A 26,735-nucleotide genomic window follows, 5' to 3' on the forward strand; every position below is an offset into this window, starting at 1 on the left:
TCCTGCCGATTGCGTCCGGTGTCGTGCCCCACCTCAGCACAGGCACCGCCGCATACCCAAACACCGCCCCCCGGGGAAAAATCACTTGTTTTCCTGATAATACTCGGAATAGCGCGAATAATAATATTCGCTTGATCCATAGGTCCGGTAGAGCTTCATCTTCTCGTGGTCGACCTTGTTGAGGATGACACCAAGCGTCTTGTCGCGCACCTGCGGTTCGTTGCCGATAGTCTGGCGCACGGCGCGGCGGGCGGTCTTGCCCCATTCGACGACATAGATGAAGCTGTCGACACGGTTGGCGGCCGCGCGGGCATCGACCACGGCGCCGAGCGGCGGCAGGTCGACGATGATGTAATCCGCTTCCGCCGACAGGCTGGTCAAAATATCGCGCATGGCCAGCGACCCGATCAGTTCGGCCGAATGCGGTACGCGGCGCTTGATCACCGCCGGCAGGAAGGCGAGCTTGGTCTGCGGATTGTAGAGCAGCAGATCACCGACCGGCTTCTTTTCCAGGATCGCTTCGAGAATACCCTCTTCGGCATGCAGGCCGATGGCGCGTGTGGCACCGGGATTGCGTAAATCGCCGTCGATCAGCACGGTGCGGGCGCCCTGGCTGGCCAGAAGCTCGGCGAAATTGATCGCCGTGGTCGACTTACCCTCGCCCGGCAGGGTCGAAACGATGCCGATGATCTTGCAGTCCTTGCCGGCCAGCGTCAGGTCAGCGGCGATTTTTGCGCTGCGCAGCGTTTCGGCAAAGGACGACAGCGGGTGATCGATGACATAGTTGGAGGCGACATTGCTCTTGCGCAGCGCCCTTGGGCTTTGTCCGGCCTGCACGCCCGCCACCTTGCCGGCGCTTTCGTCGATCATCGGCGCGGTGCCGATGAATTCGAGATCGAGCACATCGCGCACCTGATCGCCGGTTCGGAAGAACCGGTCGCGGAATTCGCGGAATGCACCGATACCGGCGCCCGCTGCGCCGCCGAGGAAACAGAAGGCCAGAAGCATGATCAGCTTCTTCGGATGGCTTGCCCTGTCCGGCTCGGTCGCCTTGGTGATGACGCGGGCTTCGGTGAGAGGGAAACTCTGCTGCTGCAGGGCTTCCTGGTGTTTCTGCAGAAAGTTCTGGTAGAGGTTCTTGTAAGTATCGGCCTCGCGCTCGAGTTCGCGCAGCTGTACCTGCGTCTCATTGGCGCTGAAGGTGACGCCCATCGCCTTTTCGACGCTTTCCTGCAGGCTCTTTTCGCGCGCCTGCGCCACTTCCAGCTCGCTCTGATAGCTCTGGGCGATGCGGCTCAGTTCCTCGAACATCTGGCGACGGTATTCCGCCATTTCGCCGCGCAGGCGCACGGCCTGAACGTGGTCGGTGCCGAGACGCGCGGAAATGTCGGCTTCGGTCTTGGCCGCTTCGAGATACTTTTGGCGGAGGTCATTGGAGATGGAGCTGTCGAGCACGTCGTTGACGATCGCGTCGCTCTGGCCGGCATCGAGGATCTTCTGGATGCGCTCGTGCTTGGCGCGCGCCTGCGCAGTTTCCGACTGGGCGACGATGAGAGCGCTGTTGAGTTCGGTCAGCTGCTGGTCGGACATCAGTGTCTGACCGGCGGAAACAAGACCGTGCTCGGCGCGGAATTTCTGGACGGCGAGATCGGCCTCCAGCGCCTTCTGGCGCAGTTCGGCAATGCGGCCTTCCAACCAGCTGCCGGCGCGGCGGGTCGCCTCGTAGCGGCTCTCCAGCTTGTCGTCGAGATAGGCGTCACCGATGGCGTTGGCGACGCGGGCCGACAGGGCTGGCGACGGCGAGGTGTAGGCGACGCCGATCACATAGCTTCGGCCGGCACGTGCAACAGTCATGCCGCGGCCGACCTGCTCGATCGCGGCCTGACGGCGGGCGGCGGTGTCGGCCTGCGCTTCCTTCGGAGAATAGAGGCCGGTGAGGCTGATCAGCGACTTGATGCCGTTCTTGACCGTGGCGACAGCCGAGGGGGTGCCGACGAATTCGGGATCGTTGGTAAGGTCGAGCTTGTCGACCACGGCACCGATGACCGCCTGGCTTTGCAGAAGCGCGATCTGGCTGACGATCATTGCCTCTTCTTCACCCGGCGCGGGGCCTGCGGTGGAAAGCTGGGCGACGACCTGACTGGTATCGCCGCGATCGATCATGACGCTGGTGCCAGCCGTATAAAGCGGCGTTGCGGTCATCACATAGGCAATGCCGAACATGGCGCCGACAGTGGCGCAGAGAGCCACGACCACCCATTGACGTCGCGCGATGCCCATGATGGCTTCGACATCGATCAACTGGCGACGGACAGGAGGTGCACTCAGCTTTTCCAGCAAGGCACCACTCGGCAAGTCCCTATTATACAGTTGCAAATTCTTGACCTCGACGTCGGGAGCGAAACGTTAAGCACTTCGGGTGCCCGCGGCAGAAATAGGGCGGGGCGCACGGCTGTCGAGTATCGAGCAAGCGCCCGATGACCGTTCCAACCTCCTCCCAAGGCTTTTTTATGGAACGATCGGATTTCGACCTGCCGGCAAAACGTGGCACATGATCGGACAATGATCAAGTTTTAGACGAAAGCAATCCTATTCGAAACCTCGGGAGGTACTGATGCACCTCCCGAAGGAACCACTCTTAGAGGTCGCGGATCGCGTTGCGCGTATCCAGAGCGTCGTTGCTGACACCCGAAGCGGTCGACGTGACGTTGTTCAGGATATCCAGGAACTTGGTCAGCTCAACGGACTTCGAATTCGTCACGTAAAGAATATCCTTGTCCTGCATCGGGAACTTCTGGACCGCGAAGAACATGGCCGGATCGCGCAGGTTGGCGCGGAAGATCACAGGCACAGTCTGGCCCTTGAAGCGGGACGTATCGACACCAAGCTTGACCAGAAGATCGCGGCTGACGGTGCGATAAAGAAGAACCTGCTGCGGATCGGCACGTTGATCAAGAAGACCACCGGCCTGTCCGAGCGCTTCGCCCAATGTGAGCGACGACTCTTCGAAGTTGAAGCGGCCATTGAGACCCGAAGCACCGAATGCCAGATAGGTGCGGCGCTCGCGCTTGACGACGATCGTATCGCCCGGCGCAACGAAGATGTTTTCGCGCGGGTTCTTGACCAGATCCTCGTAATAGACCTTGCCGGTGCGGCTACCGCGCTGGAGCGTGATATAGGTTTCTTCACCCGGCACGCTCAGACCGCCCGCCTGCGAAACGACGTCGAGAATACGGTCGCCCGCTTCCGTCAATTCGATCTTGGTCGGTTCGTTGACGTCGCCGAGAACGGCAACCTGTGCGGAACGGCTGTTGATCTTGGTGATGATCGCCTGCGGCTCGATGGCGCGGTTGGCGAGTTTTTCCTCGATCTCGCGCTGAACCTGCTCGACCGTGCGGCCATTGGCGCGGATACGACCGGCATAAGGCACGCTGATCATGCCGTCGCGGCCGATCGTGTAGTTCGGCAGCGAAACGAAATTGCCGGAACGGCTGCCGGCATCGGCCGGAATGAAGAGACCACCGGACTGGGATTCGAATACCGTGACCTGCACGACATCGCCAACACCGAGCGGCAGGTTGGGAGCGCCACCGCGGCCCGTGCCGAAACCGCTCGCAAAGGATGGCGTGACCGTATCACCCACATAAGCCAGCAGCGTCTTGTTGAGGTCGACCAGTGCATAATCGATACCGGCCGTCTTGGCCTTGGAGGCTGAGGTGACCTTGACTGAGGCCTGGGACTCGACCGCCTCCGACAACGGGCCGGAATTCGGGAGTGCCGTGCAACCGGCCAAACCCAGGGCGGTTACTGTCAGCAGCATTACGGAGCAACGCATGATCACTCGGATCTCCTTCAGTCGTGCAGACATATGCTGCAATGCAATAGTCAAAAAACGTCGGACGCACCACAGCGGCACGTCCGAAACGCTACTCCTGCGAGTCATCTGGCAATCTCTGTGTGGCGTTTGTATCACAGCCGATTAACGCCCATTAACCACCATTGATTGCATTGAGCTTTTTTGAAGCAGTTCGGCTAGAACATGGTAAACAGAGGCTTAAAGTCAACGCCCGCCTGAACGGGCAGTCGCTTTGTTAAAATTGAATCTTTTTCGATGACACATCATCAATCAACGATTATTAGCACTTGTCATATCGGGACCCGCACAGGATGCAATCATGGCGTCAGCGTGGCGACATCAAGATAGGCCCGCCCCATTTCCCGCGCTGGTTGAATTCAGATGCTTTAAAGATCTCCGCTCGCGGCACTGCAACGCCGGGATGCGCGCATGTGGATAAGCCGCCCCCCCGCCTCGACACCCAAAAGTACGGCAGGTGTTTGAGGCCCGCTTCAGCTTATCCGGCGGATCGGTCTCGACTTATTGAGTGGATGATGCGCAGAAGCGAGTGGACGCGAAACCGAGAAGGCATCATGCTTCTTTCGGGAGATAAGGCAACTCGCACACAGGTCGCGGATGGCGGCCGGTGTTTTTTGGAAAAGCATGACCGCATGAAATCTCTCCTGCAACGGTTCTTCCGGCAGGGCGGGCCGACACAGGCTACGCCGCCGCGGCGGCGTTTTACGCTCGGCCAGCCGGGACCGGCCTACCCTCTTTATGCGGTTGGAGACGTGCATGGCTGTATGGACCAGTTGCTGGATGCCGAGCGACGGATCAAGTCGGATGCAAGACAATACGAAAAGCAGGGCCTGACGATCCTGCTGGGCGATTACGTCGATCGCGGCCCGCGATCCGCAGCCGTTCTGGAACATCTGGCACGGCCAACGGACACGACGCTGCGACGCGTTCCGCTCTGCGGCAACCACGACGATGTCTTTCTGCAGTTCCTCCGCGATCCGAACCAGATCGACCGCTGGCTGGAATTCGGCGGCCGCCAGACGCTGTTGTCCTACGGCATGGATGCCGAACATCTGGTCAGCCGCAGTGGGGGAGATCCGGCTCTCATGCGTTCGATCCTGAAGGACATCGTGCCGGCGCATCATGTCGAGCTGCTGGAAAACCTGCCGGTCATGCTGGAAGTGGGCGATTATGTTTTCGTACATGCGGGCATTCGCCCGGAAGTGCCGCTGGAAGAGCAGCGTGACGAGGACCTGATGTGGATCCGTCAGCCGTTTCTCTCAAAGGGGCCGATGCTGCCGAAAATCGTCATCCACGGCCACACGCCGGTCGAGAAACCAGAATTCGCCGCCGGACGGATCAGCATCGATACCGGCGCCTATTACAGCGGCCATCTTGCCGTCCTGAAGATCGTCGACGGCAAGGCGAGCATCATCTGAAGCGTTAAAAACCCTTGCCGCCCCGCAGTTCGGACACGACGGTGCCGACCATGATGCGGATATCGAACCAGACGGAAAACTTGTCGATATAATGCAGATCGCAGGCGATGCGGGCACGTGCCTTGCCGGGACGATCGGTGGGACCGCGCAGGCCGCGCATCTGGGCGAGGCCCGTCATGCCCGGCTTGACCATGTGGCGACGATGATAATCCGGCACCAGATCCTCGTAGGGAATGCCGGCGGCCAGCATGCCGATCGCGTGGCAGCGCGGACCGACCAGCGACATGTCGCCCTTCAGCACGTTTAGGAGTTGCGGCAGCTCGTCGATATTGGTCTTGCGCAGGATGGCGCCGATCTTGGTGATGCGCGGATCGTTCTTGACCGTCTGGGCAACGCCGGTGGAATCCCCCAGGTCGGTGCGCATGGAGCGGAACTTGTAGACCCGGATCTTGCTGCAATCCTTGCCCCAGCGGGTCTGGCGGAAAAGCACCGGACCGGGGCTGTCGAGCTTGATCAGAACGGCAACCGCCAAGAGCAGCGGGGCGAGCGCAATCAACGCCATCAAGGAGACGGAAATATCGACAGCACGCTTGGCGGCGAGGTGCGCACGCGAATGGCTCACCCTTCGCATCACGCTGGCGGCGCCATAATCCTCGATATTGAAAGGAAATGGTTTCTGCTGTTCCGCTGCCACGCGAATTGCGTCTAACTGGCGTCCCGATCCCGTCACGTCATCACCCGCATCTGTTCAACACATACAGTCAAATTTGCCTGGCACCTTGGGTAGCCCAGGAAATTGCCGATCCTCAATGCGCATCATCAACGAATGGTTAATGACGCAACGAAACGATCAGCGATGGTACATGTTGCAGTGCGGCAGCTTTTCAAGGCTTGATGAGCGAAACTCATCTTTGCGTAGAAATACGGCTGGCGGGGGCGCCGCCAACCGTGTCTTTATCGCGTTCTCAGAGCTTGAGAATGTAGTCCGCCAGACGGCCGGCCGCCTCGCGGATCTGGTTCGGATCGCGCAGGAAGCACGCACGCAGGAAAGGCGCCCCGCCCGGACCGAACGCCGTGCCGGGCGCCAGGCCCACCAGCGTCTTGTCGACGATATCGAAGGCGGCGGCGCGGCTGTCGGTGATGCCGTCGACCTTCAGGAAGGCGTAAAGCGCGCCATCGGGTTTACGGGTTTCCACCCGGTTGGTGGAGATCAGCGTGTCGCAGAGAATGTCACGCGAGATGGTGGCGCGCTCGATATTTTTCCGCACGAAGTCGTCACCCTGATTGAGCGCCACGACCGCACCACGCTGCATGAACTGCGCCAGACCGGAGCTGGAATACTGGATGAGGTTGCCGATGACATTGCCGATTTCGGCAGGTCCGACGATCCAGCCGACACGCCAGCCGGTCATCGACCAGTTCTTCGAGAAGGAATTGGCGAACAGAATACGATCGCCCTCTTCCATCACGTCGAAGAAGGACGGCGCGCGGCCACCCGCATAATGGTAGAGCGCATAAATCTCGTCGGCGATGATCCACAGGTCGTGCTTGCGGGCGACGAAAAGGATATCGGCGAGATCCTGCTTCGTGGCTGTCCAGCCGGTCGGGTTTGACGGCGTATTGATGAATAGCGCCTTGGTGCGTGGCGTGATCAGCGCTTCCAGCTTGTTGATATCGACCTTGAAGCCGCCATCGACAAAATCAAGCTCCAGAGGAACCGGCGTCGCACCACCGATACCGACAGCGGAAACGATATTCGGCCATGTCGGCGTCAGATAGATCAGTTCGTCGCCGGGTGCTGTCACCGCTTGAACGCAGAGCGTGATTGCATGCATGCCGGAACTGGTGACCGAAAAATGGTCGATCGGCAGCGAGACCTGAAAATGACGACGGTAAAAATCGGCAAGCGCCTCGCGCATTTCCGGAATGCCGCGCTGCCATGTGTAAAACGTTTCGCCGGCCATCAGGGCGTCGCTGGCCGCCTTGTTGATGAAATCGGGGCTTGGCAGATCGCCCTCGCCTGCCCAGAGCGGGATCAGGCCTTCGCGACCGCGCGCATATTGGACGACTTCGATAATGCCGCTCGGGGGAGCGGAAAGGGCACGGCTGCTCAGGCTTTCAAGGATGGTCATGCGTTATCAATTCTCCCGTTTGGAGATTTCATAACGCAAGTTTGCCGACGAATCCCATGAGAATCCGTCGGCTTTCTATTGAATTATGTGAAGCGTTGCCGATCAGCGGTTCTTCAGGAGATCGCGGATTTCCGACAGAAGCGCGATATCGGCCGGCGGCGGTGCCGGTGCAGCCTCGACCGGCTTCTTTTCTTCCTGCGCACGCAGCTTGTTCACGCCCTTCACCATCAGGAAGATGATCCAGGCGAGGATGAGGAAGTTGATGATGACAGTCAGGAACTTGCCATAGGCAAAAACGGCGCCCTGTTCCTTGGCGGCATCCAGCGTCGTTGCGGTGACGGCTGAGTTGAGCGGAAAGAAATAGTTCGAGAAATCGATACCACCGACCACGACGCTGACCACCGGCATGACGACGTCATTGACGAGCGAGTTGACGATGCCGGTGAAGGCGCCACCGATGATGATACCGACCGCGAGATCGACGACGTTACCCTTGGCGATGAAGGAGCGAAATTCGCTGACGAAAGACATGTTTGACCCTCTGTGTATGTTCCACCCTGAAACGCAACATAGCGCATTCGGAAATACTGAAAAGGCCGCGACCCGGTAATCGGGCCTGATCCGGTCATCTTCAACTTTTTGACGAGAAGCCGCTGATTTTCAAGCGTCCGCTTTTCCCCTAGACTTCTTCCCGGAGGACGACCGGCATGCCCGGTCGCGGAGGAAAAATGCTTCCAGGCTGGGCCATTTTGCTATCGGCATGTGCCTATATTCTGCTGCTGTTCGCGGTTGCCACCTATGGCGACCGCCGCAGCGCAAGCCTTGGCGTGAGCCGCAACGGGCGACCGCTCGTCTATGCCTTGAGCCTTGCCGTCTATTGCACCTCCTGGACCTATTTCGGCGGGGTGGGGCTGGCGGCAGGTCACGGGCTGGAATTTGCCGGCATCTATATCGGCCCGATCATCGCCTTTACCATCGGCCTGCCGATCATCCGTCGCATCATCGAGATCGCCAAGGCCGAGCGATTGGTATCAGTGGCCGACTTCGTCGCCGCCCGCTACGGCAAGAACCAGACGGTGGCGCTGATCGTCGCCGTCATCTCTCTCGTCGGCGTCATCCCCTATATCGCGCTGCAACTGCGCGCCGTGTCCAGTTCGGTCGCCGCCATGCTCGATCCTTCAGGTTTCGGGGCCGCCGCCGACCTTTCGCCCGGCTTCCTCGATCTGGCGCTGATCGTGACGCTGATGATGGCCTGTTTTGCCGTAATGTTCGGCACACGCCACACCGACGCCACCGAACATCAGGACGGACTTATCCTGGCGATCGGGGCGGAATCGCTGGTGAAACTGGTGGCGTTTTTCACGGCAGGCGTGGCGGTGCTGTTTTTCCTGTTCGATGGACCCGCCGACCTTTTCCGGCAGGCCAGCAATCACCCGATGGTAACGGCCTCGATGGATTACCGCATACCGACGAGCCGCTGGGTGGTGCTGATCGTGCTGTCGGTCTTTGCCATCATCCTGCTGCCGCGGCAGTTCCACGTCACTGTCGTCGAAAACCGCACGATGCGGGAATTGCGCATGGCCGGCTGGCTGCTGCCGCTTTACCTGATCGCCATCAACCTGTTCGTGCTGCCGGTGGCGGCAGCCGGCCTGATCCTGCTCGGGGGAAGTGGCGATTCCGACCTCTACCTTCTGCTTCTGCCGCTCACCCAGCATATGCCGGCGGTGTCGCTGATCGTCTTCATCGGCGGTTTTTCCGCCGCCACCGCCATGGTGATCGTCGAATCCGTGGCGCTGTCGATCATGGTGTCGAACGATATCGTCATGCCGGTTTTTCTGCGCCGCCGCCTGATCGGCTCCGACGACCAGCGTGCCGATTTTGCACCGCTGCTGCTGACGATAAGGCGCATGGCGATCTTTGCCGTGCTGATCCTCGGTTACGTCTATTACCGCATGTCGGACGGTCAATCGGGCCTCGCTTCTATCGGCCTATTGTCCTTTGCCGCGATCGCCCAGATGGCGCCGGCGGTGCTGGTCGGTCTCTGGTGGCACCGCGCCAATGCGCGTGGCGCCATTGCCGGCATGCTGGCCGGCTTTTTCGCATGGGCCTATCTGCTGTTCGTGCCGAGCCTTGGCGGACCGGACAATGCCCATGTGGCATCCGCCGTTCTGAATTTCCTGTTTCCCGGCACCGGGATCTTTTCCGGCCCGGGTGCCGATCCTCTCGTCAATGCCGTCACGCTCAGCCTTCTCCTCAACCTCACGGCTTTCGTGCTCGGCTCCCTGTCGCGCAATCCGCGGCCGCTGGAACGCGTGCAGGCCGGCGTGTTCGTGCGCCGCCAGCCACGCTCACAACTGGTCAGCCGTGGCTGGAAAACGGCGGTGACGGTCGGCACGCTGAAGGCGACGATCGGCCGTTACCTTGGCGAGGAACGCATGCGCCGTTCCTTTGCCAGCCATGAACGCTCGACCGGGCGAAAGCTTGCCGATGCGGACGCCGCCGACATGGCCGTGATCCATTTTTCCGAACAGCTGCTCGGCAGCGCGATCGGCTCGGCTTCCGCCCGTCTTGTCCTCTCGCTGGTTTTGCAGAAAGCCGAGGGGGCCGGGCCGGACACCGCGTGGCTGCTCGATCAGGCCAGCGAAGCCCTGCAGCACAATCAGGACATGCTGCAAACGGCGTTGTCCAAGATGGACCAGGGCATTGCCGTGTTTGACAGTCTCGGTCGGCTGACGGTGTGGAACCGGCGTTTTCGAACGCTGCTCGACCTGCCAGAAGAAGCGGGACAGGTCGGTTATCCGCTCTCCGATCTCGTCTCCACTCTTGTGGCCCGTGGCGATCTCGATGCTGCCGGCAAGGCGGCGCTGATCGCCCGTTTCAAGACACTCGACATCCCCTTCTCGCTGTCGCTCGGCAAACGAAAACGCATTATCGAGGTGCGGTCCAACGCCATGCCGGACAACGGGTTCGTCGCCACCTTCACCGATATTACCGATCGTGTTTCGGCAGCCCGCGCATTGCAGGAGGCCAACGAGACGCTGGAACTGCGGGTAAGCGAGCGCACCGCCGAACTGACGCAGGTGAACGGCGAACTGGCCGCCGCACGTGCCGCCGCCGATGATGCCAATCTGGGAAAAACCCGGTTTTTTGCCGCCGCCGGCCACGATATCCTGCAGCCGCTTAATGCCGCCCGGCTTTATTCCTCGGCGCTGGTCGGAAGGCTCGGGCAATCGGAAAACAGCGAACTGGTCGGCAATATCGATTCCGCACTGGAATCGGTCGAAGCCATTCTCGGCGCGGTGCTCGACATCTCGCGGCTCGATACCGGCGCCATGAAACCGCAGCTAGCAACCGTTTCACTCGGCGACCTTCTGCACCGGATCGAGACCGATTTTGCACCGCTGGCGCGGGAGAAGCACCTGACCTTCAAAGTGATGCCGACCTCGCTCAGCGTTCGCTCCGACGCCAATCTGTTGCGAAGACTGGTGCAGAACCTTGTTTCCAACGCCATCAAATACACGGTGTCCGGCAAGGTTCTGGTGGGGGTACGTCGACGTGGCGAGGATGTGGTGATCGAAGTGGCCGACAGCGGCATCGGCATCCCGAAGGCCAGTTTCGAGGCGATCTTCGAAGAATTCACCCGGCTGGATGAAGGGGCTCGCACAGCAAGCGGGCTCGGCCTCGGCCTTTCCATCGTCGACCGTATTTCGCGGGTATTGTCGCATCCGGTCGAGATCGTGTCTGCCCCCGGCCGCGGCACGATTTTTCGCGTGACCTTGCCAAAGGCGGAGGCGGCAAGGCAGCCTGCCGCCCTGCCCGTCTCGCTTGCCCCGCAATCGCTTTCCGGCATCACCGTTCTTTGCATCGACAACGACCCACGTATTCTGGCCGGCATGGCGATCCTGATTTCCGGCTGGGGTTGCACGGTTTTGCAGGCTTCCTCCAAGGCGGAAGCGGAGGCGCTGGCCGAGGATTTCCACAGCACCGGCGTCACGCCCATTCCCGATCTCGTGATCGCCGATTATCACCTTGACGACGGAACCGGGATTGCGGCAATTCTCGGGCTGAGAGCACGATTCGAAACCGATGTTCCCGCCCTTATCATTACCGCCGACCGCAGCCAGGAGGTTCGCGCCGAGACAAAAAAACACGGCCTGGGATTGCAGCACAAGCCCGTCAAACCGGCGGCTCTTCGCGCCTATATTTCCCAGATCGCCAGTCATCGTCGCACCGCGGCCGAATAGGTTCCCAATCTGAAACACACATTTCCCTGATCCCTTGTTGATCGCGTGTGGGTTGCAAAATTGGCCCATGTTTGGAACCGCACGCCTTTTTGCCGCGTTTAGGCGCGTATCTTCCACCGGCCCGCAGAGGCACCAAGGCATCGATCGCGCCCGCGTTCGGCACCTGAAAGACGGAGAACGCGACCGATGAAACGCTTTGAGATTATTGATGGATTGCGGGGGTACTTCCTCGTTTTCATGCTCATCAACCACCTGGTTTTTGCCGGCGGCTACTGGCTGGTCAAAATTAACCATAACCAGCTTGCCTTTGTTGAGGACGCACAGGGCTTCGTCTTCCTGTCCGGCCTGCTGATCGGCATGGTTTATGTGCGCAAGATGGCCAAACACGGTTATGAAGCCGGTCGTGCGGCCATCTATTCGCGCGCCTTCGAGCTTTACCGTTATGCCATGGGCATCGTGCTCGTGGCACTTGCCGCGCAGATGGTTCTGCCGGGCGCCTATTATGTCTGGTATAACTGGCTGGGTTACACGACCTTCGACGACCCGATGCGTCTGGCGGCGATTGCGACATTCCTGTTCCAGCCGACTTTCATGGACATCCTGCCGCAATATATCGTCTACATGATCTTTGCGCCGATGCTGGTGAAGCTGGTGATCGACGGCAAGTGGGCCTATGTGATGATCGGTTCGCTGATCGTCTGGATGGCCGGTCAGATCGGTGTTCAGAAGCTGATCACCGACCCGATCAACACCTTCCTGATGCGACCGGACGATCAGGGCATGCGCACCTCGTTCAACCTGTTCGGCTGGCAGATCGTGTTCTATTCGGCTCTGGTTCTCGGCGCGCTGACCTCGCTCAACCGCATTCCGTGGACAAAGATCTTTTCGCCGGAAAACTCGTTCATTCCGCTGGCTGCCGTGTCCGTCTGCCTGTTCTTCCTGCCGCTGCGGATCATGACCGCTTATGGCTGGATGCCGCCGGAACTGGCTGCCAAGTTCGCGAGCCTGGAAATCCGTACCGATTTCAGCGTGGTTTACCTCCTGAACTTCATGGCTGCCGCCTCGCTGATGACCTGGATGCTGATTGCCGGCCCGAAACATCCGGCAGTCTGGGTTCGCAAGATCGCCAATGCGCTGGTCTGGGTGTTCTCGATCCGCTTCCTGCAGCTTCTCGGCCGCCATTCGCTGCATGTTTATGTCTGGCACGTCGCCATCGTTTACGCCGTCTATTATTTCGACGGTCGTTCGCCGGAACTGTCGCAGTTCACCAAGGCGATGATCGCCGTGGTCGGCGTGGCGCTTCTGGCCCTGCCCGCCCTGTGGCGCGAACGCGACAAGTTTTTCGGCACCGCCGAGGACAATGCGCCGGCACCACGCGGCCCGAATGGCCAGACCGTCGTTGCGGCCAAGGCAACCGCCAAGGCCAGCGTACCGGCTACGCGTCCGCGCACGGCCTGAACGATACATCCATGCGTTTGAAAGGGCGGCCTGGCGACAGGTCGCCCTTTTTTGTTGGGTGCGTTCTTGCCCCTTTGCGAAGACGGCGGCAGCCAAGCCCGGTGACGGCGGCGAATGCATGCGGTAGAGGTCTTGGGCCACCCCTCTTTCCGCGACCGGAGACCCCATGTTACGCGGTATCGCAGCCCTTCTTCTTTTCCAGCTCCTCGGCGAAAGCCTCGTCTTCCTGACACGATTGCCTGTTCCCGGCCCCGTGGTCGGCATCGTGCTGCTGTTTGCCGTCATGCAGGCCGGCCGCCGTTTCGGCCACACGAAATATCCGCGCATCGAGGCGGTCGCCGATACGATGCTTTCCAATCTTGGCCTGATGTTCGTGCCCGCCGGCGTTGGGGTGGTGGCGCTGTGGGGCGTGGTGCAAAACCAGGCAACCGCGATCATTGCTGTTCTGGTGCTCTCGGCGATCTTCACGCTGGCGATTACCGTGTGGACCTTCATCGGCGTTCGGAAACTGATCGCACGAAGCGGAGCGGGCCGATGAGAAGCCCGGTCGAACTCTGGGTCTATCTGTCGACCTCGCCGCTGATCTGGTTGACGCTGACAGTCTGCACATGGATCGCTGCTACCGGAATTTCGCAAAGGCTGAAACGACACCCTCTGGCCAATCCGGTGCTCATTTCCGTGATGTTCCTGTCGCTGGTGATGACGGCTCTCGGCATTCCCTACGAGACATTTTTTGCCGGTGCGCAGTTCGTGCATTTCCTGCTTGGGCCGGCGACGGTGGCGATCGCCGTGCCGCTCTTTCGCAACTGGGAGAGTGTGAAAAAGCTGCTGCTGCCGATCATCGCCGCCCTTGTGATCGGCTCGCTTGCGGCGGTGGCTTCGGTCGTGGTGCTTGGCCGCGCCTTCGGCCTGTCGCAGGAGGTGATGATTTCCTTCCTGCCGAAATCCGCGACAGCCGGCGTTGCCATGGCCATCTCTTCCGACATGGGCGGCAATGCATCGCTGACGGCGGTGCTGGTGATCCTGACCGGCATTATCGGCGCGGTCATCGTGACGCCGTTCATGAACCTGATGCGCATTCGCGACTATGCGGCGCGCGGTTTTGCGGCAGGCCTGACCTCGCATGGAATCGGCACCGCCCGCGCTTATGAGGTGGATGCCACGGCCGGTCTTTTTGCCGGCATCGCCATGGCGCTCAATGCGGTGGCGACCTCTGTGGTGGTGCCGCTGGCCGCGTCGTTTCTGATGCCCTGAAGCGGCGCTCACACCACTTGGCGGCGAGGCCTGCGGCGTTATCTTCTTCTCCATCGCGAAGACAGGAGCAGGTCGATGACCAAACCGCATCCCTCGAAGACGCATATCGGCAATCACGCGCTTCACCCCGAAACGCAGATGCTGAATTACGGTTACGACCCCGAACTTTCGGAGGGCGCGGTCAAACCGCCGGTTTTCCTCACCTCCACCTTCGTGTTCAAATCGGCGGAAGAAGGCCGCGATTTCTTCGATTACGTCTCCGGCCGCAAGGAACCGCCGGAAGGCACGGCCGCCGGCCTCGTCTATTCCCGTTTCAACCACCCCAATAGCGAGATCGTCGAGGACAGGCTGGCGGTTTACGAGCGCACGGAAAGCGGCGCGCTGTTTTCCTCCGGCATGTCGGCAATCGCCACCACATTGCTGGCCTTCGTGAAACCCGGTGACTGCATATTGCATTCGCAGCCGCTTTACGGCGGTACCGAAACGCTGCTGGCCAGAAAATTCGCTGAGCTGGATGTCGCGGCAGTGGGCTTTTCCGATGGCGTCGACGAGGCTTCCGTTACCGCTGCCGCCAAGGCGGCGGTGGCCAAGGGTCGCGTGTCGGTGATCCTGATCGAAACTCCGGCCAATCCGACAAACAGTCTTGTGGATGTGGCGCTGATGCGGCGCACCGCCGATGCCATTGGCGCGAGCCAAGGTCACACGCCGATCGTGGTCTGCGACAACACGCTGCTCGGCCCGGTTTTCCAGCGGCCGATCGAACATGGCGCCGATATTTCCGTCTATTCGCTGACCAAATATGTCGGCGGCCATTCCGACCTGATTGCAGGAGCCGCACTCGGTTCGAAGGCAGTGATGAAGCCGGTGAAGGCACTGCGCGGCGCGATCGGCACGCAGCTCGATCCGCATTCTTGCTGGATGCTCGGGCGTTCGCTTGAAACCCTGTCGATCCGCATGGAAAAGGCCAATGCCAATGCGAAGGCCGTCGCGGATTTCCTCAAAAGCCATCAGGCGGTCGAAAGCATCCATTACCTGCCCTATCACGATCCGCAATCGCCGACCGGAAAGGTGTTTGCGCGCCAGTGCAGCGGTGCGGGCTCGACATTCTCCTTCGACATCAAGGGCGGACAGCCGGCTTCCTTCCGTTTCCTCAACGCGCTTTCGATCTTCAAGCTGGCGGTGAGCCTTGGCGGCACGGAATCGCTCGCCAGCCATCCGGCGACGATGACGCATTCCGGCGTGCCGGCGGATGTGCGCCAGCGGATCGGGGTCCTGGAAAGCACGATCCGGCTTTCGATCGGCATCGAACACCCGGACGATCTGATCGCCGATCTGACCGTTGCTCTCGATAAGGCATAAGCGAGACCTGCCCGCCGCGACGGGCAGCCTTGCGCGGGCGCACTTTGACATTTGCCCTTGAAGCCAGTAGAGACGCGCCCATGTTCGGCTGCGAGCCTTGCAGCCAGGGCGCCCCGGAAACGTGGGCGCGTTAAATCCGAAAGACAGTAATTCATGACCGCAATTGACGGCGCGATCCCGCCGATCGCCAAGGCGTTGGAAAAACGCGGCTACACCACGCTGACCCCGGTTCAGCTGGCGATGCTCGATCCCAACCTCATCAATTCCGACGCACTGGTTTCCGCGCAGACCGGATCCGGCAAGACGGTGGCCTTCGGCATCGCCATGGCGCCGACATTGCTGGGCGACGCCGAGCGCTTCGGTCGCGCCGGCGCGCCGCTGGCACTGGTGATCGCACCGACCCGCGAACTGGCCATGCAGGTGAAGCGCGAGCTGGACTGGCTTTATGCCGAAGCAGATGCCGTCATCACGTCTTGCGTCGGCGGCATGGACATCCGTTCCGAGCGCCGTGCGCTGGAACGTGGCGCCCATATCGTTGTCGGCACGCCGGGCCGTATCTGCGACCATATCCGCCGCAACGCGCTGGACATGTCCGAGGTCAAGGTTGCCGTTCTCGACGAAGCCGACGAGATGCTCGACCTCGGTTTCCGCGAGGATCTCGAATACATTCTGGAAAGCGCGCCGGATGATCGCCGCACCCTGATGTTTTCCGCCACCGTGCCGGCCGCCATTGCCAAGCTCGCCAAAAGCTACCAGCGCGATGCCGTGCGCATTGCCACGGCCGCCGAGCAGAAACAGCATGTGGACATCGAACAGCGCGCCCTGCTGGTGACCAACCAGGACCGTGAAAACGCCATCGTCAACGTGCTGCGTTATTACGAAGCGCCGAATGCGATCGTGTTCTGCTCCACCCGCGCTGCCGTCAACCATCTGACAGCCCGCCTTTCCAACCGCAATTTCTCCGTCGTCGCGCTTTCCGGCGAGTTGACGCAGAACGAGCGCACCCATGCGCTGCAGGCCATGCGTGACGGCCGCGCCCGCGTTTGCGTGGCGACCGACGTTGCCGCCCGCGGTATCGACCTGCCGGGCCTTGAACTGGTTATCCATGCCGACCTGCCGACCAATTCGGAAACGCTTCTGCACCGTTCGGGCCGTACCGGCCGTGCCGGTTCCAAGGGCATCAGCGCGCTGATCGTGCCGGTGAGCCAGCGCCGCAAGGCAGAGCGCCTTCTGTTCGGCGCCAAGATCGAGCCGACCTGGGCCAACCCGCCATCCGCCGAAGCCGTTATCGAGCGCGACGAGGAACGTCTGTTCGCCAACCCGATCTTCACCGAGGTGACGACCGACGAGGACGAACTGGCGCTGATCGCCAAGCTGACCGAGCGTTTCGACGCGCAGAAGCTGGCGACCGCTTTCGTTTCCATGTATCGCGGCAAAAACTCCGCGCCGGAGGACATCAGCGAAGTTTCGCTGCAGCCGGGCGCGCGCAAGCCGCGTGACGGACAGGCCGGCGACCCGGCTTCCCGCCCGCTGACCCCGCGTGGCGACTTTGGCCCCGCCGTTTGGTTCTCGCTTTCGGTCGGCCGCAAGCAGCGCGCCGAACCGCGCTGGCTGATCCCCACCATCTGCAAGAGCGGCGATCTCAGCAAGAACGAGATCGGCGCCATCAAGATGCAGGCCGACGAGACCTTTGTCGAAATCTCGCAAGCCCATGCCGAGCGCTTCATGGCCAAGCTTGGCAAGGACCGCATGATGGAGCGCGGCATCCGCGTGACCAGGCTGGACGGCGCACCGGACTTTTCCAAGTTTTCGCGCGGCACGGACGACGAAGGTTTCACCAAGCGCGAAGGCCCGCGCATGGACAAGCCGTGGAAGGATAAACCTTTCAAGAAGGATGGACCACGCGGCGACAAGCCTTTCCGCGACAAACCGTATGGCGACAAGCCCTTCAAGGATGGCGATGCGCCGCGCAAGGACTGGAAGCCCAAGGGCAAGGCCAATGATGGCTTCAAGTCCGAAGGTTATAAGGGCGACAAGGTAAAGTCCGATCGCTTTGGCGACGACAAGCCGTTCCGCGATGGCCCGAAGGACAAGCCCTGGAAAAAGAAGGCCAATGACGCGCCGGCGGGCGACGCAAAGCCCTTTGCCAAGAAGGGCAAGGATGGCGGCAAGCCCGGTTTTGACAAGCCCAGTTTTGATAAGGGCGCGCCAAAAGGCGGCAAGTTCGCCAAATCCGACAAGCGGGGCTGATGCCCGTTATCGCTGATCGACGAGGGGCCGGGTTTTTCCCGGCCTTTTCTTTTGATCGAGGCGCACCATTGCATGCCCCTCACTCCGCAATGATATAATCCTCAATGCGACATAAATTTCTTATTTAGATAGTCATAATATAAAAGTCCGACGGGCGCAGCTGACGAGATCCCAGCCCCTCGCATCGGTGTGTTATGTCGACATTGTTTTTTGCCAAACTGCCGCTTCGCATTCGCGTCGTCATTGCGGTGACCGCCTTCTTTCTGGCTGTTGCAGCCATATTGGCGGTGCTGATCGCCATTTCGGTGCGCGACATGACGAATACGGCTACCAGTATCGATGATGCGCGGGCAAAACATGCCGCGACCGCAGCCATTGGCGCCCTGCAGGAACATCTGAGCGCCACCGCACGCGACAACACCGTGTGGGACGATGGTTACGAACACATGACCTCTCCCGAAGCCAAGGAATTCTCCGATACGACCTGGGGCAAGAGCACGGTCGACAACCCTCTTTTTGACGCGGCCATCGTGGTCACGCCGCAGCAGGCCATTCTGAGCAGCTACAAGAAGGGCGAGGAATTCGACCCTGTCGATTTTTTTGGCGGCTCGCTTGCCGACATTATCAGCCATGCCAAAACCTCCGGCCGTGTGCCCGTCGTCAGTTTCGTGCGCAGCATGGACGGACTGGCTATCATGGCGGCCGGCATGATCCAGCCCTATAACCGGACGCCAGCGGCCGGCACGCCTCTTTATACGCTGGTGCTGGTCCGGTTCATGTCGGCAGAAACGCTGGACGAAATCGAACAGACCTTTGACCTCGACGAGTTGAGCGTCAGCGAAACACCCGAACCTCACATGCTTTCCGTGCCACTGAAAGATGCCGACGGCAACACACTGACCTATCTGCAATGGGAAAGCCGTGATCCCGGCGCGATGATCTATGGCCTTGTTTACGCCTACCTGCTGGCGGCGGCGCTGGTTCTGGCCGCTTTCCTTGTGGCTGTTCTGGTGACCGGGTTTTTCGCGGTGCGCATGCTGCAGCGTTCCACCGACCGTGCCCGCCACCGCGCCACCCACGATGTGTTGAGCGGACTTCTGAACCGCGCCGGCATTCTCGAACTGCTGGACAGGGCAATCGCATCCGACAAGGCGGAGCTGATGCTGCACCTGATCGACCTCGACGGGTTCAAGGGCGTCAACGATGCCTGGGGCCATGCGGTGGGCGACGAGCTGATCAAGCTGGTGGCGGCAAGGGTGAAAAACGAACTGCCGGCCGACGCGCTGTTTGCCCGGCTGGGCGGCGACGAATTTGCAGTGGCGACACCGCTGCACACCGCGCCAGACCTTGCCCGGAAAATCGTGGAATGTGTGGCCGAACCCTTCATGATCGGCGGCCGCACGATCGAGATCGGCGCCAGTATCGGCACGGTAACGGCTGAAAACGACGTGCCCGACGCGCTGGAACTGCTGCGCCGCGCCGACATGGCGCTTTATACCGCCAAGGAAGGCGGACGCGGCCAGGCGGTGACCTTTACCGCCGAGCTCGACAATGACCGGCTGATGGCAGCGGAACTGGAAGACCGGCTGCGCAAGGCGCTGGACCGGGGCGAAATTCAGGTTGCCTATCAGCCGCTGTTCGATGCCAAGGCCGGGCGCGTGGTGGGCGTGGAGGCGCTGGCGCAATGGGTGCCGATCACCGGCCGTGTCAGCCCGGAAATTTTCATTCCCATCGCCGAGCGTTCCGGCCTGATCGACCAGCTGGGCATGCAGGTTCTGAAAACCGCGATCGAACAGGCGCAACAATGGAAAACGCTGGCGCTTTCGGTGAATGTGTCGCCGATCCAGCTGCGCAACCCCAATTTTCCCGCCGACGTGATCCGGCTTCTCGAAAAGACCGGTTTCGACCCGCACCGGCTGACGCTGGAAATTACCGAGGGCGTGCTGATGTCCAACCCGGATCAGGCGCGCCGGGCGATCGAGACGCTGCGCACGATCGGCGTGAAATTCGCGCTCGACGACTTTGGCTGCGGTTATGCCAGTATCGGCGCCCTGCGCACATTCGGTTTCGACCGGATGAAGATCGACCGTTCGCTGGTGAGCGGGCTGAAAAACCGCGAGGGTTCGGAAGTGCTCACCGCAACGATTTCGCTGGCACATGCGCTCAACATTCCGGTGACGGCGGAAGGCGTTGAAACACCCGAACAGATGGCGGCGCTGAAGCAGACGGGCTGCGACCAGCTGCAGGGATTTTTGCTGGGCAAGCCGATGAGCGGCGCGGATATTGCAGCACTGGTGCGGGTGAGTGCGGCGTGAGGGGAGTGGGATCGCAGTGACTGCGGAATATCCCCCTCATCGACAGGATGGCGCGGCTTCCGCGTCCGTATCATTCTCCGTGCATGGCGGGATTTGTCTACATCGTCACCAACCACAAGCGCGGCACGCTTTACATCGGCGTGACCTCCGATCTTGAGCGCCGCATTTGGGAACACCGCGAGGCGCTTTCGCCGGGTTTTACGTCGAAATATGGCTGCACGCGCCTCGTCTGGTATGAGGAACACGGCAGTATCGGCACGGCCATTCAGCGGGAGAAATCATTGAAGCGATGGTATCGGCAGTGGAAGATCGAGTTGATCGAGGGGCTGAATCCGGAGTGGCGCGATTTGTATGAGGAGCTGTGGTGACGGCGGCGTTGGGCCTTTGGATGGCCTCGGCCGTGGACCGTTGGCGGGCTGGGCTGTGGATCCTCGGGTCAAGCCCGAGGATGACCAAGTGTGCGAAGGGATAAGGTTGCCCCAAACTGATGCTGTGGCGAGCCGAGAAGTCCTGAATGAATTAGAAACTCCGAGAGCGCTTGCACTTGAGGAAGCGGTAGCTTGTGGCACCCCGCTCGTCCCCATTCTTGGTCATCCTCGGGCTTGACCCGAGGATCCACAACCAAGCCCCGAGACGTTCAAGGCAAGTCGCGAAAGGCAGCAAAGCGAGACCGAACCGACCGTCCCGCAGAAAGGCAACCCTTACGCCGCCTCCCCCACTTTCCCATAGGGATCGAACCGTCCATAAAACGTCTCGCCTTTTGCGGCCATGTCCTTCAACAACGGCGTCGGCGCAAAATGGTCGCCGTAGTCAGCCGCCAGCTTCTCCGCCAACGCCACAAAGGTCTTCACACCCATGCCGTCGATATAGCTGAGCGTGCCGCCCGTATAAGGAGCGAAACCGAAACCGAGGATGGAGCCGACATCGGCTTCGCGCGGATCGGTGACGATGCCTTCTTCCACCGTGCGGGCCGCTTCCAAGGCGATCGTCACGAGAAAGCGCTGTTTCAGCACGGTGACATCCACTTCGGACGCCGGCTTCTGCGGATAAAGATCCTTCAGGCCCGGCCAGAGTGACTTTTTCGCCGGTTTTGGCGGGTAATCGTAAAAACCCTGGCCATTCTTGCGGCCGCGACGGTCCAGCTCGTTGACCATTTTGTCGATGAGGGTCATGTGGCCGGGTTTGACCGAAGCCTCGCCCAGATCGGCAATAGACGCCTTCATGATCTTCTGGCTGAGATCGACGGCGACCTCATCGTTGAGCGAAAGCGGGCCGACCGGCATGCCGGCCATTTTTGCGGCGTTTTCGATCATCGCTGCCGGCACGCCTTCGGCCAGCATGTCATAGGCCTCGTTGATATAACGGAAGACACAGCGGTTGACGAAGAAACCGCGCGTGTCGTTGACGACAATGGGCGTCTTCTTGATCTTGGCGACAAAATCCAGCGCCGTGGCCAGTGCCTTGTCGCCGGTCTTTTCACCGAGAATGACTTCGGTCAGCATCATCTTTTCGACCGGCGAGAAGAAATGCACGCCGACAAACTGGTCCGGGCGTTTTGAGTTTTCCGCAAGCCCAGAGATCGGCAGGGTGGAGGTGTTGGAGGCAAAGATGGTGGTGGCCGGGATGACGGCTTCGACCTGTTCGATGACCGCCTTCTTCACCGCACGATCCTCGAACACCGCTTCGATGACCAGATCGGCATCCGACAGCGCGGAATAATCCGGCGTCGGCGTGACAAGCGAGAGCAGTTTTTCGCCCTCTTCCTTGGTCAGGCGGCCCTTGGAGATGCTTTCCGCCACCAGCTTTTCAGAGACGGCCTTGCCCTTATTCGCGGCTTCCTGATCCCGATCGATCAGCACGACAGGAATGCCGGCGGCGGCTGTGACATAAGCGATGGACGCACCCATGAAACCGGCGCCGACGACGCCGATCTTCTTGAACTCGCTTTTGGGTACACCGGCCGGGCGACGCGCGCCCTTACCGAGTTCCTGCATGGAGATGAACAGCGAGCGGATCATCGAAAACGCTTCGGTCGTGCCGAGAACTTGAGTGAAATAGCGCTGCTCGACCTTCAGGGCCGTATCGAAGGGAAGCTGCAGGCCTTCATAAACGCATTTCAGGATGGCGAGCGCACCCGGATAATTGCCGGCGGTTTCGCGGCGTAGGATGGCGGGAGCTGCCGGCCAGAGCTGGGCGGCCTGTGGCGTCCACACGCCACCGCCGGGGGCTTTAAAACCTTTTTCATCCCATGGGGCGACGGGCTTAAGTCCGTCCTTGATCATCTGTTTTGCGGCATTCACCAGTTCGGCCGGTTCGACCACCTGATGTACGAGGCCCATGGCCTTAGCGCGCTGCGGGGTGAGCGACTGGCCTGTCGTCATCATCTGCAGGGCGGACTGGGCATCGGTGAGGCGCGACACGCGCTGGGTGCCGCCGGCGCCCGGAAAGATGCCGACCTTGACTTCCGGCAGCGCCAGCTTGACCGACTTGCCATTGGCGGCGACACGGCCGTGGCAGGCGAGCGACAATTCGAACGCGCCGCCCATGCAGGTGCCGTTGATGGCAGACACCCAGGGCTTGCCATTGGTCTCGATGGCGCGAAACAGCCAGGTCATGCGGCCCGCGACTTCGAACAGCTTTTGTTTGGCGGTTTCCGGGTCTTTTGCCGTGGCTTCCTGCAGCATGGAGAACATGCCGCGGATCATGGTGAGATCGGCCCCGCCGGAGAAGGAGGATTTGCCGGAGGTGAAAACGACACCCTTGATGGCGGCGTCTTCCACCGTCTGTTTCAGCAGGGCTTCGAGTTCGTCCATCACCTCGACGGTGAAGACGTTCATCGATTTGTCCGGCATGTCCCAGGTGATGAGAGCGATGCCGTCTGCGCCGGTTTCGATGGTGAAGTTTTTGTAGGTGCTCATGTCGGGATTTCCTCTTCCCTGAAATTTTTATGGGTGGCGCAGCCCCCTCACCCGCCTCCGCTTCGCTCGGCGACCTCTCCCCAAGGGGAGAGGAGGAACAGAGACCTTGCTGCCTGCTCCTCTCTTCTCCCCAACGGGGAGAAGGTGCCCGAAGGGCGGATGAGGGGGCCTTTCCTCAAACCCGCTCGATAACCGTCGCCGTGCCCATGCCGGCGCCGATGCAGAGTGTGACCAAAGCGGTGTTCATATCGCGGCGCTCCAGCTCGTCCAGAACCGTCCCCAAAATCATCGCGCCGGTGGCGCCGAGCGGGTGGCCCATGGCAATCGCACCGCCATTGACGTTCATGATGTCGTGGGAAATGTCGAAGGCCTGCATGTAGCGCAGAACCACGGCGGCAAAGGCCTCGTTGAGTTCGAACAGGTCGATATCGGCAATCGTCATGCCGGTGCGGGCAAGCAGCTTTTCGGTGACATCGACCGGGCCGGTCAGCATCAGCGCCGGATCGGAGCCGATATTGGCAAAGGCCTTGATTCGGGCACGCGGTTTCACGCCCAGAGACTGACCGCCCGCCTTCGAGCCGATCAGCACGGCGGCGGCGCCATCGACGATGCCGGACGAATTGCCGGCGTGGTGGACGTAATTGATCTTTTCGATTTCCGGATGCGCCTGAATGCCGACGGCTTCGAAACCGCCCATTTCACCCGGCATCTGGAACGAGGCGTTGAGCGAGGCCAGCGCCTGCATGTCCGTGGTCGGGCGCATGTGCTCGTCGCGGTCGAGGATCGTGATGCCGTTCTGGTCTTTTACGGGAATGACCGAGTTCTTGAAATAACCGGCCTCCCACGCCTTGCCGGCGCGCTTCTGGCTTTCGACGGCATAGGCATCGACGTCATCGCGGGAAAATCCGTATTTTGTGGCGATGAGATCGGCCGAGACGCCCTGCGGCATGAAATAGGCCGGAAAATTGACGGACGGGTCCATGTACCAGGCGCCGCCGGACATGCCCATGCCGACACGCGACATGCTCTCGACGCCACCGGCGATGACGATGTCATCCGAACCGGCAGCAATCTTGCCCGCACCAAAATTGATGGCGTCGAGGCCGGAGGCACAGAAACGGGAAATCTGCATGCCCGGAGCCTTGGTCGAATAGCCGGCCTCAAAAGCGGCGGCCTTGGGGATGACGGCGCCACTGTCCATCACCGGATCGACACAGCCCATGATGATGTCGTCGACGGTCTCCGTATTCAAGCCGTTGCGGTCGCGGATGGCTTCCAGCGTCTTGGCGGCGAGCCGAACGGACGGCACTTCGTGCAAGGATCCATCCTTCTTGCCGCGGCCGCGCGGCGTGCGCACGTGGTCGTAAATGAAGACTTCGGTCATGGTGTCATCTCCCTGGCTGGCAACCGGGTTGCCGGCAATTTCAGTTTATGTCGCGCTTAGCCTTGAATCGCCGGGCGCTCTTTCGATGTTGGCGGGGTCGTTACCGGCAAGACGATAAGCCTTCCATTTTCAACCCGCAGATCCAATGGCTCGCCGATCCTGAAGCCGGTTGCGGCACGAAGTTCCTCCGAGATCGGCATGACGATCTCCCCCTCGCTTTCCTGAAGCGTCACAACGGTCTTCATTTTCGCCTCCACATCAAAGACAGGAACACCGAGCGAGAATGCCCCTCCCCAACCCTCCCCACAAGGGGGAGGGAGCGCCTCGGCGCAAATCAAAACGCCTCAGCCGCCAGTTCCATCACGCTGTCCGCGCCGGCTTCGATGCGCACCTTGCGCAGTGCGGTTTCCGGCATGATCTTTTCCATGAAGAAGCGTGCCGTCACCAGCTTGTTCTTCAGATACTCCTCGCGGGCATCACCGCTGCCAAGCTTTTCCTGCGCGGTCTTGGCGATCCTTGCCCACATGTAGCCCAAGGTCACGAGGCCGAAGAGGTGCATGTAGTCGGTGGAACCGGCGCCGGCATTGTCGGGCTTGGCCATGGCATTTTGCATGAACCACATGGTCGAGGCCTGAACGTCGTTCAGGCCCTTTTTCAACGCCTTGGTGAAAGGCGCCATCGCTTCGTCGGCGCGGTTTTCCTCGCAGAAATCGCCGATTTCCTTGAACATCGCCATGACGGCGCGGCCGCCATTGAGCGCCAGTTTGCGGCCGACCAGATCGAGTGCCTGAATGCCGTTGGCCCCTTCGTAGATCATGGCGATCCGGGCATCGCGGACATACTGGCTCATGCCATGTTCCTCGATGTAACCGTGGCCACCAAACACCTGCTGCGCCATCACCGCGTGGTCAAAACCCTTGTCGGTCAGCACACCTTTCAGGATCGGCGTAGCGAGACCGAGCAAGTCGTCGGCGTTCTGACGTTCCTTCTCATCCGGCGAGCGGTGGGCGATATCGGATTTCAGCGCCGTCCAGAGCAGAAAGGCGCGGCCGGCTTCGTTGAACGATTTGATCGTCATCAGCGAGCGGCGGATATCCGGGTGGACGATGATCGGATCGGCCTTTTTGTCGGGTGCCTTAGGCCCCGAAAGCGAGCGGCCCTGAATGCGCTCGTTGGCATAGGCGACAGCGTTCTGATAGGCGGTCTCGGCGATCGACAGGCCCTGCAGGCCGACGCCGAGGCGGGCCTCGTTCATCATCACGAACATGGCGGACAAGCCCTTGTTTTCCGCGCCGATGAGATACCCGGTGGCCTCGTCATAGTTCATGACGCAGGTGGAATTGCCGTGGATGCCCATCTTTTCTTCGAGCGCGCCACAGGTGACGCCGTTGCGAGCGCCGAGCGATCCGTCTTCACCCACCATGAACTTTGGCACGATGAACAGCGAGATGCCCTTGGTGCCTTCAGGCGCGCCTTCGATACGGGCGAGCACGAGGTGGATGATGTTATCCGTCATGCCGTGTTCGCCGGCGGAGATGAAAATCTTCTGGCCGGAAATCTTGTAAGAGCCATCGCCCTGCGGCACGGCCTTGGTGCGCAGCAGACCGAGATCGGTGCCGCAATGGGGTTCGGTGAGGTTCATGGTGCCGGACCATGTGCCGCCGACCATGTTGGGCAGATAGGTGGCCTTCTGCTCATCCGAACCATGCACGAGAATGGCGGCGATCGCGCCCTGTGTCAGGCCCGGATACATCATCAGCGACATGTTGGCCGACGACATGTATTCGCCGACGGCGGCGTGCAGCGTATAGGGCAGGCCCTGACCGCCAAACTCTTCCGGCACGGCAAGGCCGATCCAGCCGCCCTGACAATACTGGTCATAGGCTTCCTTGAAACCCTTTGGCACGGTGACCGAGCCGTCATCCTTGCGGATGCAGCCTTCCTGATCGCCGGACAGATTGAGCGGGAAAAGCGCTTCTTCGGCTACTTTGGAGGCCTCGCCCAAAATCGCCTCGATCATGTCGGGCGTCGCATCGGCAAAGCCGGGCAGATTTCCGAAACGTTCGAGACCGAGCACGTCGTTCAGGATGAACAGCGTATCTTCAACGGGGGCCTTGTAGACGGGCATG

The 26,735-nt window shown here is 60.8% G+C and carries 18 protein-coding genes; 9 read left to right on the forward strand and 9 right to left on the reverse strand.

The window, feature by feature from the left end; all coding sequences use genetic code 11:
- Positions 1-81 precede the first annotated feature (81 nt).
- Positions 82-2,337, reverse strand: coding sequence for a polysaccharide biosynthesis tyrosine autokinase (locus tag J2T09_RS12790; protein WP_373458448.1), 2,256 nt, complete (start codon positions 2,335-2,337; stop codon positions 82-84).
- Positions 2,338-2,638: 301 nt separating this feature from the next.
- Entirely contained in the window at positions 2,639-3,835 is a 1,197-nt protein-coding gene (locus J2T09_RS12795; protein ID WP_306835163.1) for a polysaccharide biosynthesis/export family protein, read from the reverse strand.
- A 671-nt stretch (positions 3,836-4,506) separates the two neighbouring features.
- Here J2T09_RS12795 and J2T09_RS12800 point away from each other — a divergent pair.
- Positions 4,507-5,292: a metallophosphoesterase family protein gene (locus tag J2T09_RS12800; RefSeq protein WP_306835166.1), complete on the forward strand. Its 786-nt coding sequence runs from the start codon at positions 4,507-4,509 to the stop codon at positions 5,290-5,292.
- Between the two features lie 4 nt (positions 5,293-5,296).
- On the opposite strand, the gene J2T09_RS12805 is transcribed toward J2T09_RS12800, so the two are convergent.
- The 3 genes from J2T09_RS12805 to mscL all read right to left on the reverse strand — a co-directional run bounded on the left by J2T09_RS12805 (position 5,297) and on the right by mscL (position 7,955).
- The gene (locus J2T09_RS12805) at positions 5,297-5,923 is read right to left on the reverse strand and encodes a sugar transferase (protein ID WP_306835310.1); all 627 of its coding nucleotides are present in this window, start codon (positions 5,921-5,923) and stop codon (positions 5,297-5,299) included.
- A gap of 334 nt (positions 5,924-6,257) precedes the next feature.
- Positions 6,258-7,424 (reverse strand): pyridoxal phosphate-dependent aminotransferase, encoded by a 1,167-nt coding sequence (locus tag J2T09_RS12810; RefSeq protein WP_306835168.1) that lies wholly within the window; start codon positions 7,422-7,424, stop codon positions 6,258-6,260.
- 102 nt (positions 7,425-7,526) lie between these two features.
- Entirely contained in the window at positions 7,527-7,955 is a 429-nt protein-coding gene (mscL, locus tag J2T09_RS12815) for a large conductance mechanosensitive channel protein MscL (RefSeq protein ID WP_306835170.1), read from the reverse strand.
- A gap of 197 nt (positions 7,956-8,152) precedes the next feature.
- Between mscL and J2T09_RS12820 the strand changes: the two genes are divergently transcribed.
- From J2T09_RS12820 to J2T09_RS12855, 8 genes are all read left to right on the forward strand, one after another.
- The gene (locus J2T09_RS12820; protein ID WP_306835172.1) at positions 8,153-11,668 is read left to right on the forward strand and encodes a PAS domain-containing hybrid sensor histidine kinase/response regulator; all 3,516 of its coding nucleotides are present in this window, start codon (positions 8,153-8,155) and stop codon (positions 11,666-11,668) included.
- Between the two features lie 186 nt (positions 11,669-11,854).
- Complete coding sequence (locus J2T09_RS12825; protein WP_306835174.1) at positions 11,855-13,126, forward strand: OpgC family protein; 1,272 nt, start codon at positions 11,855-11,857, stop codon at positions 13,124-13,126.
- 166 nt (positions 13,127-13,292) lie between these two features.
- Entirely contained in the window at positions 13,293-13,664 is a 372-nt protein-coding gene (locus tag J2T09_RS12830) for a CidA/LrgA family protein (RefSeq protein ID WP_306835176.1), read from the forward strand.
- On the forward strand, positions 13,661-14,380 hold the full coding sequence (locus J2T09_RS12835) for an LrgB family protein (RefSeq protein WP_306835178.1): 720 nt from the start codon (positions 13,661-13,663) through the stop codon (positions 14,378-14,380). The genes J2T09_RS12830 and J2T09_RS12835 overlap by 4 nt, the downstream gene beginning before the upstream one ends.
- Positions 14,381-14,455: 75 nt before the next feature.
- A complete protein-coding gene (locus J2T09_RS12840; RefSeq protein ID WP_306835179.1) occupies positions 14,456-15,739 on the forward strand; it encodes a cystathionine gamma-synthase family protein in 1,284 nt (427 codons plus the stop codon).
- A gap of 153 nt (positions 15,740-15,892) precedes the next feature.
- On the forward strand, positions 15,893-17,989 hold the full coding sequence (locus tag J2T09_RS12845; RefSeq protein WP_306835181.1) for a DEAD/DEAH box helicase: 2,097 nt from the start codon (positions 15,893-15,895) through the stop codon (positions 17,987-17,989).
- Positions 17,990-18,183: 194 nt separating this feature from the next.
- Positions 18,184-20,304 carry a bifunctional diguanylate cyclase/phosphodiesterase gene (locus J2T09_RS12850; protein WP_306835183.1) on the forward strand — a complete coding sequence of 707 codons (2,121 nt, stop codon included), beginning with the start codon at positions 18,184-18,186 and terminating at the stop codon, positions 20,302-20,304.
- Between the two features lie 83 nt (positions 20,305-20,387).
- A complete protein-coding gene (locus tag J2T09_RS12855; protein ID WP_306835186.1) occupies positions 20,388-20,672 on the forward strand; it encodes a GIY-YIG nuclease family protein in 285 nt (94 codons plus the stop codon).
- Between the two features lie 333 nt (positions 20,673-21,005).
- Here the strand turns inward: J2T09_RS12855 and J2T09_RS12860 are convergent, their stop codons facing one another.
- The 4 genes from J2T09_RS12860 to J2T09_RS12875 all read right to left on the reverse strand — a co-directional run bounded on the left by J2T09_RS12860 (position 21,006) and on the right by J2T09_RS12875 (position 26,734).
- Positions 21,006-23,222 (reverse strand): 3-hydroxyacyl-CoA dehydrogenase NAD-binding domain-containing protein, encoded by a 2,217-nt coding sequence (locus J2T09_RS12860; RefSeq protein ID WP_306835189.1) that lies wholly within the window; start codon positions 23,220-23,222, stop codon positions 21,006-21,008.
- A 175-nt stretch (positions 23,223-23,397) separates the two neighbouring features.
- A complete protein-coding gene (locus J2T09_RS12865; RefSeq protein WP_306835191.1) occupies positions 23,398-24,606 on the reverse strand; it encodes an acetyl-CoA C-acetyltransferase in 1,209 nt (402 codons plus the stop codon).
- A gap of 56 nt (positions 24,607-24,662) precedes the next feature.
- On the reverse strand, positions 24,663-24,851 hold the full coding sequence (locus J2T09_RS12870; protein ID WP_306835192.1) for a hypothetical protein: 189 nt from the start codon (positions 24,849-24,851) through the stop codon (positions 24,663-24,665).
- Between the two features lie 89 nt (positions 24,852-24,940).
- Entirely contained in the window at positions 24,941-26,734 is a 1,794-nt protein-coding gene (locus J2T09_RS12875; RefSeq protein WP_306835194.1) for an acyl-CoA dehydrogenase C-terminal domain-containing protein, read from the reverse strand.
- Position 26,735 lies beyond the last annotated feature (1 nt).

It is taken from the genome of Neorhizobium huautlense (genome assembly GCF_030811685.1).
In the GTDB taxonomy this organism is placed as follows: Bacteria; Pseudomonadota; Alphaproteobacteria; order Rhizobiales; family Rhizobiaceae; genus Neorhizobium; species Neorhizobium huautlense_A.